Genomic DNA, 16,268 nt, shown 5'->3' with positions numbered 1-16,268 from the left:
TCGAGAGATTCATAAGAAAACGTCATCCTTTCTAGTCTAGCTTTTTTAGAAAGAATAACGTTTTTTTACACTTGGGGGTAGTGAAGATTTTTAAGTTGATGGGCATGGGGTGCTATACACGAAGGGGATATGGGGCATACATACCATACTGTTCAAGCGAAAACAATAAAAATATTCAATTTAGAGTAGAGGTTGATGGCTTAGTATACTCAAGAATAAAAGGTGATGAATATCAATACGGAAAAAAAACATATGAGGAATATAAGAAATTTAAACCAATGCTAGAAGAAATTAAAAAATTAGGTTACGTGGAACCTGAAAATAAAAATGTTTTTCAATATATAGTGGATGATGATATAGAGGAGAAACCAACGGATACGTTATTATTAACTTTAAAAATGAGTGACAAGATTGATTACAGTCAATTCCAATCAAAAGAATTAGATCGTTTATATGCTCTAATCCAATTCATTCAGAAGAGTAATAGAAAGATAACAAAACTTGAAATTGAGGATTATAATGGTAAATCTATAGGTTTCCCTTTTCAAAATATACAAAAAGCTATAACGAAAGAAGAACTGCTTTTAACGATGAAAAACACAGTAAACGGTTATTGGACATATTTGGTTCAAACTGAAACCAAAGTAGGCGAAAGATTAAATGAGATACAAAATAGCCACTTTGAAATTGAGGATATTATTTGTCCACACCCGAAAGACGGCAATTGTCTAGAGTATGAATTGACATTAGTTTTCAATGACAGTGAGATAAAATATAGAAATGATCCATATGTAATAGAGGATTTGAGAAAGGTAGTCACTATTCTTAAAGAAGAACTATATAATAAGGAATTTAACATATTTTTAAGGAACAAGGATGGAACAAGTTATTCACTCTGGCTATCATCCGAAAAAATTAAGGAAAGTAATAACATAGAAGAGCTAGTAAAATAATGATATAAAGAAGAAATTTAAAGTGCTTTTTACGTTTGTTATTTCTGTATTCAAAAGGAAAACCGCTTATACTTCATTTTTGAAGCATAAGCGGTTTTGTTTAAAATATTTAAAAACAAAAATCTTTTGGTAAAGTACCATTTTTAATCACCGTTCGTAACCCATGTTTTATAATCCAAGGATTAATAGGATGCTGTTTATCACGTAATTGCTGTAACCACTGAAAAACGAGTTCTTTATCTTCTTTCGTAATATCGTTAATATGATTGGCTACAGATTTTTGAACATATTTAGAAGGGTCATTCATTAATGGTTCAAGAAGCTGTAAATTGTACTTAAAATCATCTTTTAGAGCTCCTATTTTTTTAGCCCAAGGAAGCCTTGGTCTTGTACCTTCAGAAACTAATCTTCTAATGTGGCTGTTTTCGTCATAAATCCACTGTTGTAATATATTTAGTGTGTCTTCATGGTATGTTTCAAGAAAAGGCCGAATGGCATATTCAGCAGTATTTCTTTTCGTTATTTCATACATGGCGTTGAATGAGATTTTAAAATCGTTAAGCCCATATTTTTCAACGTATTTTGCAAGAGGCATATACATATATCCATTTGTAAATGTGCCTACTTCTGTTGTATTTTCTGGTCCTAATGTCTTCAGTAATATATGTATTGCGGCATTAAAATCTTTTTGTAAAGCATTGTGTAATTCATCTGCAATTACTTCAATACGCTGTTTTAACTCTAAATTTTCAACTTTACAAGCTACAGAATCTACAAAGATGTTTTTAGAGAAATAAGGATCGTGTTTACAAATAGAATCAGCTATTTTTTCTGCTAATTCTTCATTAAATAAAAATTTTAACGGAACATATTTACCCATTTTTTCACCTCGGTGGTCAAATGAAAACAATTTTTATTTTTTAATCGACAATCCATAAACCAAAGTCTCACTCGGAGTCGTAATACTAAAACCTGTCGTCTTATAATCAAGTTTCACCGTATCACCAGTGTAGTCTTTCGTGAATGAATCCATTTGTACGATAAGCTCTGCATCTTCATATACAACATCATCTGCGTTATATGTATCCCAAATTAAATCGACATCAACGAAAATACTACAAGAGTTCGTCATTGTTCCTCTAATGCGAACGATCTTTTTATCTTCAAGTTCTAATCTATGTATAGCTGCTTTTGCTTCATCAGTAATGCGAATGTTCATTGTATCCCAACCTTTATTTATATTTCCTTTATTATTGCAAAAACAGGAGCAATAGGGAAGTAAAGAGGTTTGCAACAAAAAACGAGCAAACAAATTTGTTTGCTCGTTTCACTTTATTTTAGTTCACATTTATCAAGTGGAATCACTTTTGTTTTTTTCGTAAATTTATAACCTAACCATAGTACTAAGAAGAGTGGTAAACCGATGTAAGAAACGAGTACACCGTTCCAGTCGATTGACTCACCCATAAATGCCCCGTAGTTTTGTCCTAAAATTACGATGATACAAAGTGTAAATGCAAAGATTGGACCGAAGGGGAACCATTTTGCTCTATATGGTAAGTCATTTAAATCTTTTCCTTGTGCGATATACGCTTTACGGAAACGGTAATGACTAATTGCAATGCCGACCCAAGCGATAAAGCCAGACATTCCTGATGCATTTAATAACCAAATGTATACAACACCGTCACCGAATAAAGAAGCAATGAAAGCAATACTACCGACAATCGATGTTACGATTAATGCGTTAACAGGTACACCGCGGCTATCTAATTTACCAAGAAACTTTGGTGCCTTCCCTTGGCGAGCTAAATCCCAAAGCATACGAGTTGATGCATACATACCAGAGTTACCAGCAGATAGTACTGCCGTTAAAATAACAGCGTTCATAACAGAAGCAGCAAAGGCAACGCCCGCTTTTTCGAAAATAAGTGTAAATGGACTTACTGTTACATCACTTGCAGCAAGACTTTCAGTTGTATAAGGAATTAATAAACCGATAACGAGAATCGCAAGGATATAGAATAAAAGAATACGCCAAAAGATTGAACGAATTGCTTTTGGGATATTACGTTCTGGATCAGATGTTTCACCAGCAGCTACTCCTAATAGTTCAGTACCTTGGAATGAGAAACCAGCTGCCATAAACACACCGATAATTGCCATGATACCGCCGTTAAATGGTGCATCTGCAACAGTGAAGTTTTTGAAGCCAACCGTTTCGCCGCCCATAATTCCAAAAATCATCATGAAACCAACAATTAAAAAGATAATAATCGTAACTACTTTAATAAGTGCGAACCAATATTCAGATTCACCAAACCCTTTAACAGATAAGTAGTTTAAAAGGAAAATAATAGCTAAACATAATCCGCTCCAAATAAGAGAAGGGGTATCTGGGAACCAAAATTTCATAATTAATGTTACAGCAGCTAGTTCAGCAGCAATCGTAATTGCCCAGTTATACCAATAGTTCCATCCAAGTGCAAAGCCAAGTGATGGATCAACAAATTTTGTTGCGTACGTACTAAAAGATCCAGTAACAGGCATGTAAGCTGCGAGTTCAGCTAAGCTTGTCATTAAAAAGTAAACCATAATTCCAATTGCGGCGTATGCAATTAATGCACCACCAGGTCCAGCTGAATGGATGACACCACCGCTGGCAAGAAATAGTCCGGTACCAATTGTACCGCCGAGAGAAATCATCGTAAGGTGACGAGATTTTAATCCGCGTTTTAATTCACCTTGTCCTTGTGTAGTTTGCGTTTTAGAGGTAGATTGATTTGTTGCGCTATTCATGTTCAACACTCCTTTTCTTGTAGGTTAGGAAGGAGCGGGGGAGAAAAATACAAAAAACCGCCAAAGGAATTTGGCGGAACGTTTCACAAATAACCACCCCATCATACCCTTCCGTTAAGATAGCACCCCACGTTTACACGGTAATTTTGTAAACGTGACAGTTCTGTTCCTTTCGGAGACAGCCCCAGCTCATATTTCCAGAGAAGAAATATAAACTTCGGCAACTTTTCCTTTCAAACGGAGTCGGTGACATTCTCTGTGTCTCGTCCGTCGTACTCTTAAAAGTCGCAACCTCTACCTCATCGGATTGATGAGGATTTGATATATTGCTAAGATTTTTAATATATGGCAATTGTAATGACTTTCTGAATATATTGCAAGATATTTTGTTAGGAAAAGTCAAAAAATATCGGTTATTGTATAGGAAACGCTTGCAAAACTCCACCCGAACCTACTATTATGTAGCAATAAGCAAAGAAAAAATTGTTATACAAATGTTTCGCAAAAAATATTGAAAAACCCTCTAAATTAAAAGAAAATTCAGAAAAATATAATTCGACATTCATAATAAAGTCATATTATTTGTTATAATTAGAGTAACGTTTAAGCAAAAAGGGGAAATCAAAATGAAATTAGAAACAGAAAGGCTCTATATAGTGCCGTGTACAGAAGAGAGGATTCAAGTCGCTAACGAGCAAGGATACAATAGCGGCCCGCATATTGTAGGGCATGTAAAGAATGTAAAACAAGATGCAACTTTATTACCATGGGGGGCGTGGTATGTTCTTCGAAAAGAAGATGATAGCGTTTTAGGTGATATTGGGTTTAAAGGGAAACCAAACGAGGATCAAACAGTAGAAATTGGCTATGGATTCATTGAGAAATATTGGAATCAGGGCTATGCAACAGAAGCTGTAAAAGAACTAATCGATTGGGCTTTCAAAACAGGTGAGGTAGAAACAATAATTGCAGAGACACTTCTAGATAATTATAGTTCGATGCGTGTTTTAGAAAAGTTACATATGAAGAGAGTAAATGCTACAGAAATGATGATTAATTGGAAAATAGAAAAATAAAAAATACCGCTCTAAATTGAGCGGTATTTCTTATAGTTATGGTAGCATTTGCTTCTGATCATTCGGATACTCAGCCGTTGACGTATTAGGACGATTGGAATGATTACGAACAGCAATGAAAATAGAAATAATAACGACAAGACCAACTGCAACGTAAGAAAGTGAAATAATAGTTGGATCCACTTTAAATGTAGTAAGCAGTGTACGAATGTTTGTAAAGATAATAAGACCACCAACTAATACGCCAAGTAAATGAGAAGGAACGATGCGAACTAGCCATGCCGCGATTGGTGCCGCTACGATACCACCGAGCATGAGAGAAAATACCCAAACCCAGCTTACTTGTTCCCAGCCAAGTGAGATGAAGAAGCCGATTGTTGCAGCGAGTGAAACAGGAAATTCACTCGTATCTACAGATCCAATAACTTTTCTAGCTTCATTTCCTCTTGCTAGAAGAACAGGTGTCGTAATCGGCCCCCAACCACCGCCACCAGTTGAATCAACGAATCCAGCGAATAAACCAAGCGGCACAAGTTGTTTTGCAGACATACGCTTATTTGAAGTGACAATTTGTTTTTGAATGATGAATCGTAATAAAATATAAACCCCTAAAGTAAATAAAAATACGGAAATGTACGGTTTGATTACATCTCCAGGCAAATTACTTAAAAAACATGCCCCAACAAATGCGCCGATTGCCCCAGGTAATGTAAGCCTGGAAACTGTATATTTATCAACGTTTCCAAATTTGATATGAGATGCGCCAGAAGCTGCAGTTGTAACGACTTCAGCTAAATGAACCGATGCGGAAGCTACAGCCGGTGCAATACCAAACATTAATAATAGTGAAGTAGACGTTACCCCATACGCCATTCCGAGTGCTCCATCGATCAGTTGAGCGAAAAATCCAATAATAGCAAAGACAATTAATTTCTGCATAAATAATCCCCCTGTAATAATAAATGAAAAAGACACTTTTCCCGTATGAGAAAAGTGCCTTTGGTTTTTCCAATCAGCAATAATTAAATTTGTTTCATTATAATACATATTAATCGTATAAATCAACTAGGTTTTAAAGTTTTTGAATTGAATGAAATAAAAATAAAATATACAATAAAAGGATGGAGAGAAAGGGGAGAAAGACATGTTACGATTTGATCATCTTGTTCACGCAGTTCATGGTACACCGGAGGAAGCGGCAAAACAAATGCAGGAACTTGGATTTCATACTGTATTAGGCGGAGAGCATACGAATTGGGGTACTTGGAATAGTTTAAGTTATTTTGATTTATCATATATAGAATTTTTAGCAGTTCAACATGAAGAAAAAGCGAAAGAAGCAGAAAATCCATTAGTACAAGAAACAGTGGTGAAACTACAAAATGGAGAAGGAATGCTACAAATCGCGATCCGAACAGATGCAATTGAGGAGCTAGCAGTTAACTTTAATAAGTACGGCTTACATACGATAGGGCCATTTGAAGGGAAACGCATGAGAAAAGATGGCCGGCTTTTAGAATGGAAAATGTTATTTGTTAGGCAAGAAGAGAACGGACCGAAATTACCTTTCTTTATACAGTGGAATGAAACGGACGAAGAAAGAAGAAACGATTTACGTAACAGTAGGACGATCACTGAACATAAAAACAAAGTGCAACAAATTGAAACGATTCATTACGCAGTAAAAAACGTTCGAGAAACAGTACGGAAATGGAAAAAAGTAATGGGACTATCTACAAGTTCAGTTGTGAAAAATGAAAAATGGAATGCTGAGAGTCAAAGTGTAGTGTTTGGAAATATTCATGTGCAGTTTTGTGAACCGATTGGAGAAGGGCTAGTACTAGAACATTTGAATAAGAATGGCGAATATCCATTTGCAGTAGAGTTTAAAGGTGGAAATAAACGAGAGCATGAAGTGCTAGGTAGTTTGTACATATATTAATAGAGGTGAACGTTGTGGAAGAAATGCTTAGGGAGATAGAGAGAATACTAGAATGGCCTCGTATGTTAAAAGCGACTGTTATTTCAAAAGGCTTTTCATTCGATGAGAAATATAAAATTGAATTAGAGAGTGGGGCCTCGTATTTTATTAAAGTATGCGATTCATCATATTTTGAACGGAAGCAGGAAGAATATGAATATATGCAGCAGCTAGATTCTTTACATATTCCTATGCCAAAATTAATTCATTTTATTAGTCTTACTAAATTCAATAAATGTGTACAAGTTTTTGAATGGATTGATGGATTAGATGGTGAAGATATATTAAGAACGTTGTCTACAGAAGAGCAGTATAGGGCTGGAAAAAAGGCTGGAGAAGTACTAAAAAAGATTCATTTAGTTGAAAAAGAAGATAAAAGTAATTCATGGGAAATGTCTATATGGAGTAAATATGAGAGATACTTAGAAGCGTTGAAAGAATATGAAGTAGACTTTTTTCGTTTAAATACAGTGATAGATTTTGTAGGAAATCATAATGATTTATTAAAAAATCGTCCCATCGTATTTTTACATGACGATTTTCATCCGGCTAATATAATGATTGACCAAAATGAGTTTCGGGCTGTCATAGATTTTGCTAGATTCGATATTGGTGATCCTATTCATGATTTTTATAAAGTAGCACTATTTACAACGAATATAAGCAAACCATTTGCGGTTGGACAAGTTCACGGTTATTGCGGAGGCGAACCATCGCTTCATTTTTGGAAACTCTATACATTGTACGCCGCGATGACATTCCCAGCGGATATCGTTTGGACGAATCGAAGTACGCCGCATTTAGTAGATGATATGAAGGAAAGATTAAATGGAATTTTAGAAGATCATAATGATTTTTCATCCTATATTCCAAAATGGTATCAATCAAGCGAATTTAATAAATAAAGGAGTAATTTATATGGATAAAATAGCAGTAATTTCAGATATTCACGGTAATATTCAAGCATTAGAATCCGTGTTGAATGATATTAAATTAAGAGGAATCGAGCGCATTATTTGTCTTGGAGATTTAGTAGGAAAAGGACCTCATTCCAGTGAAGCAATTGAAATCATTCGTAAAGAATGTGAAGTAGTCGTAATGGGAAACTGGGATGATTTTATTACAAAGCCGACTGAATTTGAAGCATTAAAATGGCATCAAAAACAATTATCGGAAGAACAAAATGATTATTTAAGAAGTTTACCATTTTCAATCGAATTTTTTATGAGTGGAAAACTCATTCGTATGTTTCACGCTTCACCGAGAAGTTTATATGAAAGAATTCAACCACACGCTTCAAGAGAAGAACGTATTAGTATGTTCGAAAATAGTGATCTGACAGAAAATATAGAAGGAGAAAGAAAACCAGATGTCGTTTGTTACGGCGATGTTCACCAAGCGTTCGTTCAAAATTTCAGAGGGAAAACGTTATGTAATGCCGGTAGCGTAGGAAACCCACTTGAAATAACGCAAGCTTCCTATTTAATATTTGAAGGAACATATAATGAAAAAGAAGCGGCGAGCTTTTCTATTCAACTTGTACGAGTACCGTATGATATTGAATTAGCTATCAGATTAGCAGAAGAACTCGAAATGCCAGAAATTGAAGAGTATAAGCAAGAGTTACGGACGGCCTTATATCGGGGGTTTAAGGGGAAGTAAGCTAATAATATATCAACGATTTTTCAAATATATCTATCATAACTTAAAATATATCAACGATTTTTTCGATATATCAACGATTCGACAAAGGATATCGATTTACCGACAAATAGTGACATGGATTGTTACTTATAATTATATTATGTAAACTAATTATAAAGGGAGATATCATGAACCGAAAACAACGAATCAAAGAAATTGCAGATCATATTGTAAAGCTAAACTTAACCTATCCAACAAGAGTTGGAGTAAGTGGTATTACAGCATCAGGAAAAACAACATTTGCAAACGAATTAGCGGAAGAAATAAAAAAACGAGGATTACCAGTAACACGCGCAAGCATTGATGATTTTCATAATCCAAGAGTGATTCGCTATGCAAAAGGAAAAGAATCTGCAAGAGGGTATTATGAAGATGCACACGATTATACAGCTTTCAAAGAAAGATTATTAATGCCTTTAGGACCTAACGGGAATTTACAGTATGAAACGATTTCTCATAACTTAATAACGGATATGTCTGTACATAATGAGCCGCTATTGGCCACGCAAAATATGATATTAATAGTAGATGGAACGTTTCTATTGAAAAAAGACGTTGCGTATTTATTTGATTACAAAATCTTTGTAGATACAAATTTTGAGATTGCGAGAAAACGTGGTACGAAGCGGGAAACTGAAGCTTTTGGAAGTTATGAAGAAGCAGAGAAGATGTTTTTGAACAGATATCATGCGGCCTGTAAGTTGTATATAGATGAGCATAATCCAAAAGAGTGTGCGAATGTTATATTTAAGAATAGTGATTTAGGAAATCCAGAAGTTATATTTCATGAAAGAGCGTAATACATAATCAGAAATATATGTATAGCCTTTTGTTTATTGTTATAATTAAATTAATTTTATGAAGCAAATAAAAGGGGATAAGACAATAAAAAACGCAAAAAGGGGACAAGAAATATAATGAATGAAGTACTCGAACTAAAAGAAGAACTACTACAAATTAAAAATAACAATTATGCTGTACCAGAAGACGTAGATGCATATCCATATGCGCAATGGATGCTAGATTATATCGGATCACCTGATGCTGAATTACGTGATGATTTAATTTATAGTACGCTTCACACATGGATTACAAATGATGTATTTAGACAAAAAGAGTTAAGAGGATTAATGTTACAAGCAATTAGTCCTGATTATTTATTTTATAAAATTGGTGAAAAGGGAACAGACTCTGTATTTAAACGTGCATTCTCCGTATTAATTCCACCACTTATTTTATCTGTTCATGAAAGAGAACCGTTGTTATCGGAAGAACAATTGTACAGTGTGGCAGAACAAGTGTTGGAATATGTATATTTAGAAGAAGATGTAAGGGGCTACGTAGAAGGAAAAGGCTGGGCACACTCTACTGCACATGCAGCAGATGCGCTCGATGCGTTAGCACGTACAATTCAAAATCGTGAGTTTTCATATGCGATTCTTGCGGCTGTTCGTCAGAAGGTTCGATTGAGTGATTACGTATATGTACACTTTGAGGATGAGAGATTAGTAAAGCCAATTATGTCGTTACATAACCAAAAGCTTTTAACTGAAGAAGAGTGGAGCAATTGGCTACATAGTATAGCAACTGTTGAGGACATCCGACATCCGCAGCATGCTATTTTAGTACAAAATATTAGATCGTTCTTAAGAAGTTTATATTTCAGAGTTTTAGAGACAGAGGGTAGTACAGCCTTTACAGATGATATATTGGAGACTTTGAAGGGTTTGCATAGGTATTAAAAATCCGTTTTTCTAAGAGAAAAGTACATAAAAACACTACATCCCAACCATACTAATAAAATGTGTTGGAGGTGAGTTTAATGGACAAAAAAGACTTTGAAAAAGTGTATAATGATTATTTACATCAAGGAGAAGAGCAAGCTCAATTTGAAATAGCTCAGGAAGTTACTTCAGGAGCAGAACAAATTGTTGCTGTTCGTAAAAATGATGAAGGTGATTTAATTGCTTTTAAAACAAGTAGCGGGAGAGAGTTAGATTATATGACTGCTCTTAATGAAGCGAAATCAGGGAAGTTAGCTCATGTGGACGTATTTCATAAGTATGGCAGAGATATTATACGTAGTGAACCGGATGGAATAAAAGAAAATAACTTAGATAATTTACCTTCATTTTAAACGGGTAAACCTCAAGAAGAGAATGTTCATTTGGATATTCTCTTCTCTTCTTTTCTTTCTCTACAAATAGACGGTTCATTTCTACAGTGCAATCATACTTTTAAAGAGCGCTCTAAATTTCTCTTTATCTTCTGCTGTAAATGGTTTCGGTCCTTTTGTACGCTTACCACTTTTTCGAACCATTGCACTTAAATATCGTGTTTGTAACAATTGTTCAATGTTATCATTCGTATACTTATAGCCTTTATGGTGTAGTACGATACAGCCTTTTGCTAAAGCGAGCGAAGCAAGACCGTAATCTTGTGTTACGATTAAATCTTCTTTTTTTGCTAACTGCATAATTCGGTAATCAGCAGCATCTGCTCCGGAATCAACATATATTGTTTCCACATCTTTCGGCTGCTCTGCATTAGAATAATGAGAAAAACTAGTAACGAGTGTAACAGGAATTTCCGCATTCGTAGCTTCAAAAATAATTACATCTTTTACAGGACAAGCATCTGCATCAACGTAAATTTTCATTTTTATCACTCCTATAACTAGGTTCGTGTTGATAATAATGGTAGATTTAGGTTTTGTCAAACGAGAAAGCTTTATTTAAAGTTATTTTCACATACCAAAATAGCCTGGCGTAAACGAGAAATACCTTCCGCAATTTGATCAATATCCACTTTTCCATAAGATAAACGTATATAACCATCTTTCGCACCGAAAATACTACCTGGCATAAAAGCAATTTCTTGTTTTAAACTTTGCATAATGAGTTGTTTTGCGTTTATAGGTTCTTTTAATTTCCCCCAAATGTATATACCACCAGTAGGGTTTGAAAAAGAGATTTTATCATGAAGTTGCTCGTTTAGGGCACGAACGATAACGTCTCTTTTTTCTGCTAATTGTTTTCGTAACGGTACGATATGAGACTGAAATGGTACGGTTTCGAAAAATTGCTGCATAAGCCACTGCGGGAATATGCTCATACCTAATTCCATTTGGTGCCTTGCGTCGGATAACCTTTCTACTACAGACTGCGGGGCAACGAGCCAACCAACTCGTAAGCCTGGTGCAATCATTTTTGATAAAGAATGTACATAAATGACAGTTCCGTTTTCATCTATTGATTTCAAAGTAGGACAAGGTTGTTTCTTTTCTAGCGTCAGCAAACTAGATGGATCATCTTCAACGATTGCAATTCGTAAATCTGCGCAAAGTGATAATAGTTTTTTTCTACGGTTTGGATGAAGCATCGTCCCCGTAGGGTTTTGGAAATTTGGATTTAAAAAGATCATTTTAATGCGGTGCTTTCTGTATAGCTCTTGTACATCGTCTGGATTAATGCCGTGTTCATCGACAGGTAATGGGAAAATACGAATACCTGCTGATTGGAATAACGGCAAGGAATAACAGTGTGAAGGACTTTCGAAAGCAACAGCATCACCTGGATTTAATAAACATTGCACGATAAGGTGAAGTGCTTGCTGTGCGCCAGATGTAATCATAATGGATTGTTCAGTCGCCTCAACTTTTAAATATTCCTTCATATATTTTACGACCGCTTGTCTTAGCGGAAGATAGCCTTGCGGATGATCGTAACTTAATGAATGCGTTAACGGTTGTTCACGTAAAATCGCTTGTAGTTGATCATGAGGATAAAGATTACAACCGAGTTCTCCATTAGCGAAATCTATAATATTTTCATTTTGTTGTACTTCTGCCCGAATATGGCGAAGTAGTGGTAAGTTTGGTAAAAAAGTACCACCTTCTACGAAATTTCTCCAGTTGGGTGTTAATGTTGGAGAAACGCCCCACATATGTGTACTTACACGTGTACCTTTACCAGTGGTACTTTCTACAATTCCCATCGCACGAAGTTCATTATAAGCAGTCGTTACTGTACTTCTGTTTACATTTAATTGCGTAGCTAATTTCCGTTCTGAAGGTAGGAAGCTTCCTGGAGGAAGTTCTCCGTATGTAATGCGTTTTTCAATAAAGTCAACAACTTGCTGATAAATAGGGATTTTACTGTCACTATCTAGTTTCCATTCCATAAAAAACGCCTCCGTATCTCTTATATACATCAAGTATAGCAAATTGGCTGGGTAAAAAAACAGCCAATTGGACGGTGTTATATCCAGCCAATTTTACTATGCTAAATAGGGAAGGGGAGATTCGGATGAAACGATGGCAAATGGAATGGCTCCTAGTATCAGTTGCATTAGTATGGGGAGCAAATTATACAATAGGAAAGTATGGAGTGGCATTTATGTCATCCATTCAATTTAATAGTTTACGATTTTTAGTAGCATCACCGGTATTATTACTTATCACTTTTATGATGGAACGCTCATTACGTATTGAAAGAAAAGATTGGCTACGATTAGTAGCAGTCGGTATCGTTGGTACGACAATGTATCAAACGATGTTTATGCTATCTGTGAAATATACTTCAGCAACGAACGCCTCATTATTAATTGCAATGTCACCTATTTTTACAGGGATATTAGCAGTATTGCACAAACAAGAACGTTTTTCGATGAAAGTACAAATTGGTTCAATAGTAGCGTTTATTGGTGCAGCATTCGTTTTACTAACAGGACATACAGGAGGAACTACTTACGAATATGCGTGGCTCGGAAACATAATTGGATTAGTCGCAGCGATTGCGTGGGGATGGTATCCAATATTAGCGCAACCTCTTATAACAAAATATTCCGCAATGAGAGTCACATCTTGGTCAACTTTAATTGGAATTGTACCTCTCGTTGTATATTGTTTATTCAACATAAATACATTAACGTGGCCAGTAGACATGCCAAGCTGGGGGTCTCTAGCATATTCAATCGTCTTCGCGACAATCTTCGGACTTGCAATGTGGTATGTCGGTATTAGTAAAATAGGCTCAACGAAAGTAATGGTTTATATGTATCTTGTACCATTGTTCGCAGTTATTTTTGCGGCAGTAACTATTGGAGAGCAAATCAATATGATGCAACTCGTTGGCGGACTTATAATCTTTATCGGCTTATATGTTGTAAAAAAGGGTGGAATTCAAAAGCAAGCTCTCAATTTGAAAAAAGTAAGTTAACAATAAAAAGGATCTCTTTCATATAGAAGGAGATCCTTTTGGTTTTTGTAATAAAAGTGCTTGTTCAACAGCACATTTTTGATGATCATGAATGAGAAGCTCTACAGCAAGTAAAGGAGACATCCACCGCAAAACATGATCTTCCTCACAGTTTTCAGTTTGTGTCTGCACCATGTTCGCAATATAAAAGAACCCATCGTTTAAATAATATGTATCTTCTTTTTCCGCATAAAAATATCGCATTGCATTACCGATATATTGATTAATTTCAATTGCCCATCCTAATTCCTCTAGTAGTTCACGATGTAAGCATTCATCTTTTGTTTCGGTACCTTCCATACCGCCACCAGGTAAAAAATAACGGTCTCCTTTTTGGATAATAGCAATCTTTGAAGAAGATGATTGAAAAATAATCGCATAACAACTAGGCCTTAATTCATAATGAACGGTAGGTTTTTTTCAAGCCAAACGTGAGTTTTGAAATCATAAAACACGACCTTTCTCTATAAAATACATAAAAGGGATATTAAGGTAAATGCAGAATTATATAAGTATAATCTTAATAGATTGGAGTGGTAACAACATGATAAATCGAAAGTGTTCGCGCTGTAAAGAAATTACAGGTACATTGCACGGTGGTAAAAAAATTAAGGAAGAATTTCTATGTGAGGACTGTTTACAAAAAGGAATTGCGAGCGGTGAAATCGAATTATCACAAATGGAGCAAGAACAAACTTCGTATCTTTCTATAAAAATATTAAAAATAATGAGTGTGATTTATTTAATAGCATCTATTTTAATGGCTTTTTCAACCGGTCCATTTATACATAATATAGGATTTGATGAAATGTCCATTTCAGGCCCAGAATTAGGTTTAATAAGTGTTGTTATGCTAGGTTCTTTATTCCAGTCTGTTCTTGTATTTTGCGGGATATGGGTATTCATCCTTTTAGTAGAAACAGTCATTAAAATTTATGAAAAAATGAAGTGAGTGAGAGGGAGAAACATATGCGAGTAAGAAACATCCAAGGGGAAGATTATGTAAAGATTCATTCTGTTTTAAATGATTGGTGGGGCGGGAGAGACATGGCTGCCATGTTGCCAAAATTGTTTTTCGTTCACTTTCAAGAAACGAGTTTTATCATTGAAGAAGATGGCGAAACGTTAGGTTTCTTATGCGGATTCTTTTCGCAAACGCATAAAGAGGAAGCGTACGTTCATTTTATCGGGGTAAATCCGAAGTATAGAAGAAGAGGAATTGCATCGACATTGTATTCGTATTTCTTTGATGTCGCACGTGCAAATAATTGTAAAGTTGTAAAAGCAATTACGTCACCAGTTAATAAAAAATCGATACAGTTTCATCAAGAAATCGGTTTTCGAATTGAGGCTGGGGATGATGAGATAGAGGGTGTATCGGTACATACAAATTATGATGGGAACGGCGGTAGTAGAGTTTTATTTTTGAAACATGTGTAAAAGTAGGCTAGCGAAAAGTTAGCCTTTTTGTTGTGAGGAGCTAGAAATATGGAGAGTAAACAAAGTAGAAATGAATACTTACGACGCATTTATAAAGTGCAAGATTATATAGAATCAAACATAAATGATTCACTTTCAATTGAAGAGTTAGCGGATGTAGCAGGATTTTCAAAGTTTCATTTTCATCGGATTTTTAAGGGGATAGTAAACGAGTCATTATCACGGTATGTAAACCGATTGAAGTTAGAAAGGGCAACACATCTACTTACATATCGGACAGATATGACGATTACAGATATTGCGTATCACTTCGGATTCACAGATTCAGCAGTTTTCTCCCGAACATTTAAAAATTATTACGGCGTAAGTCCGTCTCAATATCGAAACGACAATAGCAAGAATTGCAAAGACGTAAGAAGAACTTCTCAATACAATGAATGTAAGAAGGTTCGAGGTAATGTTGAAATTGTAACAGCGGACGATATAAACGTCGCATACATAAGACATATCGGTACATATGAAGAGTTAACTATAGCTTTTCCGAAAATGATAGAGAAATTATTTCATTACGCAGCTAAGCAAAACTATCATGTATTTGAGGATACGAAAGTATTAACCATTTACCACGATCATCATGAATTTACTGAGGACTATCATTTAAGAACAAGTCTATGTGTAACAATTTCAGATGAATCGACAGTAGAAACGAACGACGTTGGAATAATGGTAATACCTTCAGGCAAGTATGTAGTAGGACATTTTGAAATATTTCAAAATGAATATAAAGGAGCATGGGATTTCTTATACGGTGAATGGCTGCCAAATAGCGGATATAAACCGAGAGACTCGTATCCTTTTGAAGTATATAGAAATGATCCAAAGCAGCATCCAAAACATAAACATATAGTTGATATATATGTACCTATCGAACCTTTTTAATTATAGGTTAAAGACCTGCGGTAGTATGTCAACTGAAAAATAATATCTTTTGAAGTTATCAAAGGACAAATTGCTTAAAAAAGACATCACGAAACTAGACCAGTATTTTATGTAAAAT

General features: G+C 35.2%; 17 protein-coding genes, 2 pseudogenes and 1 riboswitch. Of the genes and pseudogenes, 12 read left to right on the top strand and 7 right to left on the bottom strand.

Annotated elements, in window-relative coordinates:
* Nucleotides 1–129 precede the first annotated feature (129 nt).
* Nucleotides 130–953, top strand: a pseudogene (locus MR168_RS27105) (hypothetical protein).
* Between the two features lie 109 nt (nt 954–1,062).
* On the opposite strand, the gene MR168_RS27100 reads toward MR168_RS27105, so the two are convergent.
* The 3 genes from MR168_RS27100 to MR168_RS27090 form a co-directional block, all read right to left on the bottom strand.
* Nucleotides 1,063–1,833, bottom strand: coding sequence for a DNA alkylation repair protein (locus MR168_RS27100; protein ID WP_086411908.1), 771 nt, complete (start codon nt 1,831–1,833; stop codon nt 1,063–1,065).
* A 33-nt stretch (nt 1,834–1,866) separates the two neighbouring features.
* Nucleotides 1,867–2,172, bottom strand: coding sequence for an iron-sulfur cluster biosynthesis family protein (locus MR168_RS27095; RefSeq protein WP_001026167.1), 306 nt, complete (start codon nt 2,170–2,172; stop codon nt 1,867–1,869).
* A 113-nt stretch (nt 2,173–2,285) separates the two neighbouring features.
* Nucleotides 2,286–3,752, bottom strand: a complete 1,467-nt coding sequence (locus tag MR168_RS27090; protein ID WP_001083386.1) for an amino acid permease — start codon at nt 3,750–3,752, stop codon at nt 2,286–2,288.
* Nucleotides 3,753–3,864: 112 nt separating this feature from the next.
* Nucleotides 3,865–4,057, bottom strand: a riboswitch (Lysine riboswitch).
* 321 nt (nt 4,058–4,378) lie between these two features.
* Between MR168_RS27090 and MR168_RS27085 the strand changes: the two genes are divergently transcribed.
* Nucleotides 4,379–4,828, top strand: a complete 450-nt coding sequence (locus MR168_RS27085) for a GNAT family N-acetyltransferase (protein ID WP_000764607.1) — start codon at nt 4,379–4,381, stop codon at nt 4,826–4,828.
* A 36-nt stretch (nt 4,829–4,864) separates the two neighbouring features.
* Here the strand turns inward: MR168_RS27085 and MR168_RS27080 are convergent, their stop codons facing one another.
* A complete protein-coding gene (locus MR168_RS27080) occupies nt 4,865–5,875 on the bottom strand; it encodes a sulfite exporter TauE/SafE family protein (RefSeq protein ID WP_002024365.1) in 1,011 nt (336 codons plus the stop codon).
* Nucleotides 5,876–5,972: 97 nt separating this feature from the next.
* On the opposite strand from MR168_RS27080, the gene MR168_RS27075 reads away from it, so the two are divergent.
* The 6 genes from MR168_RS27075 (at nt 5,973) to MR168_RS27050 (ending at nt 10,650) form a co-directional block, all read left to right on the top strand.
* Complete coding sequence (locus MR168_RS27075; RefSeq protein WP_006926038.1) at nt 5,973–6,770, top strand: VOC family protein; 798 nt, start codon at nt 5,973–5,975, stop codon at nt 6,768–6,770.
* Between the two features lie 14 nt (nt 6,771–6,784).
* Nucleotides 6,785–7,714, top strand: coding sequence for an aminoglycoside phosphotransferase family protein (locus tag MR168_RS27070; RefSeq protein WP_086411500.1), 930 nt, complete (start codon nt 6,785–6,787; stop codon nt 7,712–7,714).
* Nucleotides 7,715–7,727: 13 nt separating this feature from the next.
* Entirely contained in the window at nt 7,728–8,471 is a 744-nt protein-coding gene (locus MR168_RS27065) for a metallophosphoesterase family protein (RefSeq protein ID WP_000357656.1), read from the top strand.
* 170 nt (nt 8,472–8,641) lie between these two features.
* A complete protein-coding gene (locus tag MR168_RS27060) occupies nt 8,642–9,313 on the top strand; it encodes a nucleoside/nucleotide kinase family protein (RefSeq protein WP_086411501.1) in 672 nt (223 codons plus the stop codon).
* A gap of 117 nt (nt 9,314–9,430) precedes the next feature.
* Complete coding sequence (locus MR168_RS27055) at nt 9,431–10,255, top strand: DUF2785 domain-containing protein (RefSeq protein ID WP_006926031.1); 825 nt, start codon at nt 9,431–9,433, stop codon at nt 10,253–10,255.
* An 80-nt stretch (nt 10,256–10,335) separates the two neighbouring features.
* Nucleotides 10,336–10,650, top strand: coding sequence for a DUF3892 domain-containing protein (locus tag MR168_RS27050; protein ID WP_000358161.1), 315 nt, complete (start codon nt 10,336–10,338; stop codon nt 10,648–10,650).
* A gap of 81 nt (nt 10,651–10,731) precedes the next feature.
* Here the strand turns inward: MR168_RS27050 and MR168_RS27045 are convergent, their stop codons facing one another.
* On the bottom strand, nt 10,732–11,172 hold the full coding sequence (locus tag MR168_RS27045; protein WP_000708760.1) for a YaiI/YqxD family protein: 441 nt from the start codon (nt 11,170–11,172) through the stop codon (nt 10,732–10,734).
* A gap of 71 nt (nt 11,173–11,243) precedes the next feature.
* The gene (gene pdxR / locus MR168_RS27040) at nt 11,244–12,695 is read right to left on the bottom strand and encodes a MocR-like pyridoxine biosynthesis transcription factor PdxR (protein WP_086411502.1); all 1,452 of its coding nucleotides are present in this window, start codon (nt 12,693–12,695) and stop codon (nt 11,244–11,246) included.
* A 125-nt stretch (nt 12,696–12,820) separates the two neighbouring features.
* On the opposite strand from pdxR, the gene MR168_RS27035 reads away from it, so the two are divergent.
* Nucleotides 12,821–13,732, top strand: coding sequence for a DMT family transporter (locus tag MR168_RS27035; RefSeq protein WP_016122753.1), 912 nt, complete (start codon nt 12,821–12,823; stop codon nt 13,730–13,732).
* A gap of 18 nt (nt 13,733–13,750) precedes the next feature.
* Here MR168_RS27035 and MR168_RS27030 read toward each other — a convergent pair.
* A pseudogene (locus MR168_RS27030) lies at nt 13,751–14,219 on the bottom strand (NUDIX hydrolase).
* A 96-nt stretch (nt 14,220–14,315) separates the two neighbouring features.
* Here MR168_RS27030 and MR168_RS27025 point away from each other — a divergent pair.
* Genes MR168_RS27025 through MR168_RS27015 form a run of 3 tightly spaced genes read left to right on the top strand, consistent with a single transcriptional unit; the run spans nt 14,316 to nt 16,150 of the window.
* Nucleotides 14,316–14,723: a DUF3980 domain-containing protein gene (locus MR168_RS27025; RefSeq protein ID WP_006927580.1), complete on the top strand. Its 408-nt coding sequence runs from the start codon at nt 14,316–14,318 to the stop codon at nt 14,721–14,723.
* Between the two features lie 17 nt (nt 14,724–14,740).
* Nucleotides 14,741–15,211, top strand: coding sequence for a GNAT family N-acetyltransferase (locus tag MR168_RS27020; protein WP_016122751.1), 471 nt, complete (start codon nt 14,741–14,743; stop codon nt 15,209–15,211).
* A 48-nt stretch (nt 15,212–15,259) separates the two neighbouring features.
* Nucleotides 15,260–16,150, top strand: a complete 891-nt coding sequence (locus MR168_RS27015; protein ID WP_086411503.1) for an AraC family transcriptional regulator — start codon at nt 15,260–15,262, stop codon at nt 16,148–16,150.
* Nucleotides 16,151–16,268 lie beyond the last annotated feature (118 nt).

The organism is Bacillus cereus group sp. BfR-BA-01356 (genome assembly GCF_022663635.1).
In the GTDB taxonomy this organism is placed as follows: domain Bacteria; phylum Bacillota; class Bacilli; order Bacillales; family Bacillaceae_G; genus Bacillus_A; species Bacillus_A cereus.
Note: the sequence above shows the minus strand (reverse complement) of the source record. Positions and strands in the feature narration are given on the sequence as shown.

Bases quoted from the DNA above. Each gene is read 5' to 3' on its own strand.
- MR168_RS27065 (WP_000357656.1), top strand. From the start codon at position 7,728: ATGGATAAAATAGCAGTAATTTCAGATATTCACGGTAATATTCAAGCA.
- MR168_RS27025 (WP_006927580.1), top strand. From the start codon at position 14,316: ATGATAAATCGAAAGTGTTCGCGCTGTAAAGAAATTACAGGTACATTG.
- MR168_RS27090 (WP_001083386.1), bottom strand. From the start codon at position 3,752: ATGAATAGCGCAACAAATCAATCTACCTCTAAAACGCAAACTACACAA.
- MR168_RS27095 (WP_001026167.1), bottom strand. From the start codon at position 2,172: ATGAACATTCGCATTACTGATGAAGCAAAAGCAGCTATACATAGATTA.
- pdxR (WP_086411502.1), bottom strand. From the start codon at position 12,695: ATGGAATGGAAACTAGATAGTGACAGTAAAATCCCTATTTATCAGCAA.
- MR168_RS27080 (WP_002024365.1), bottom strand. From the start codon at position 5,875: ATGTATTATAATGAAACAAATTTAATTATTGCTGATTGGAAAAACCAA.
- MR168_RS27050 (WP_000358161.1), top strand. From the start codon at position 10,336: ATGGACAAAAAAGACTTTGAAAAAGTGTATAATGATTATTTACATCAA.
- MR168_RS27100 (WP_086411908.1), bottom strand. From the start codon at position 1,833: ATGGGTAAATATGTTCCGTTAAAATTTTTATTTAATGAAGAATTAGCA.
- MR168_RS27035 (WP_016122753.1), top strand. From the start codon at position 12,821: ATGAAACGATGGCAAATGGAATGGCTCCTAGTATCAGTTGCATTAGTA.
- MR168_RS27075 (WP_006926038.1), top strand. From the start codon at position 5,973: ATGTTACGATTTGATCATCTTGTTCACGCAGTTCATGGTACACCGGAG.
- MR168_RS27055 (WP_006926031.1), top strand. From the start codon at position 9,431: ATGAATGAAGTACTCGAACTAAAAGAAGAACTACTACAAATTAAAAAT.
- MR168_RS27015 (WP_086411503.1), top strand. From the start codon at position 15,260: ATGGAGAGTAAACAAAGTAGAAATGAATACTTACGACGCATTTATAAA.
- MR168_RS27045 (WP_000708760.1), bottom strand. From the start codon at position 11,172: ATGAAAATTTACGTTGATGCAGATGCTTGTCCTGTAAAAGATGTAATT.
- MR168_RS27085 (WP_000764607.1), top strand. From the start codon at position 4,379: ATGAAATTAGAAACAGAAAGGCTCTATATAGTGCCGTGTACAGAAGAG.
- MR168_RS27020 (WP_016122751.1), top strand. From the start codon at position 14,741: ATGCGAGTAAGAAACATCCAAGGGGAAGATTATGTAAAGATTCATTCT.
- MR168_RS27060 (WP_086411501.1), top strand. From the start codon at position 8,642: ATGAACCGAAAACAACGAATCAAAGAAATTGCAGATCATATTGTAAAG.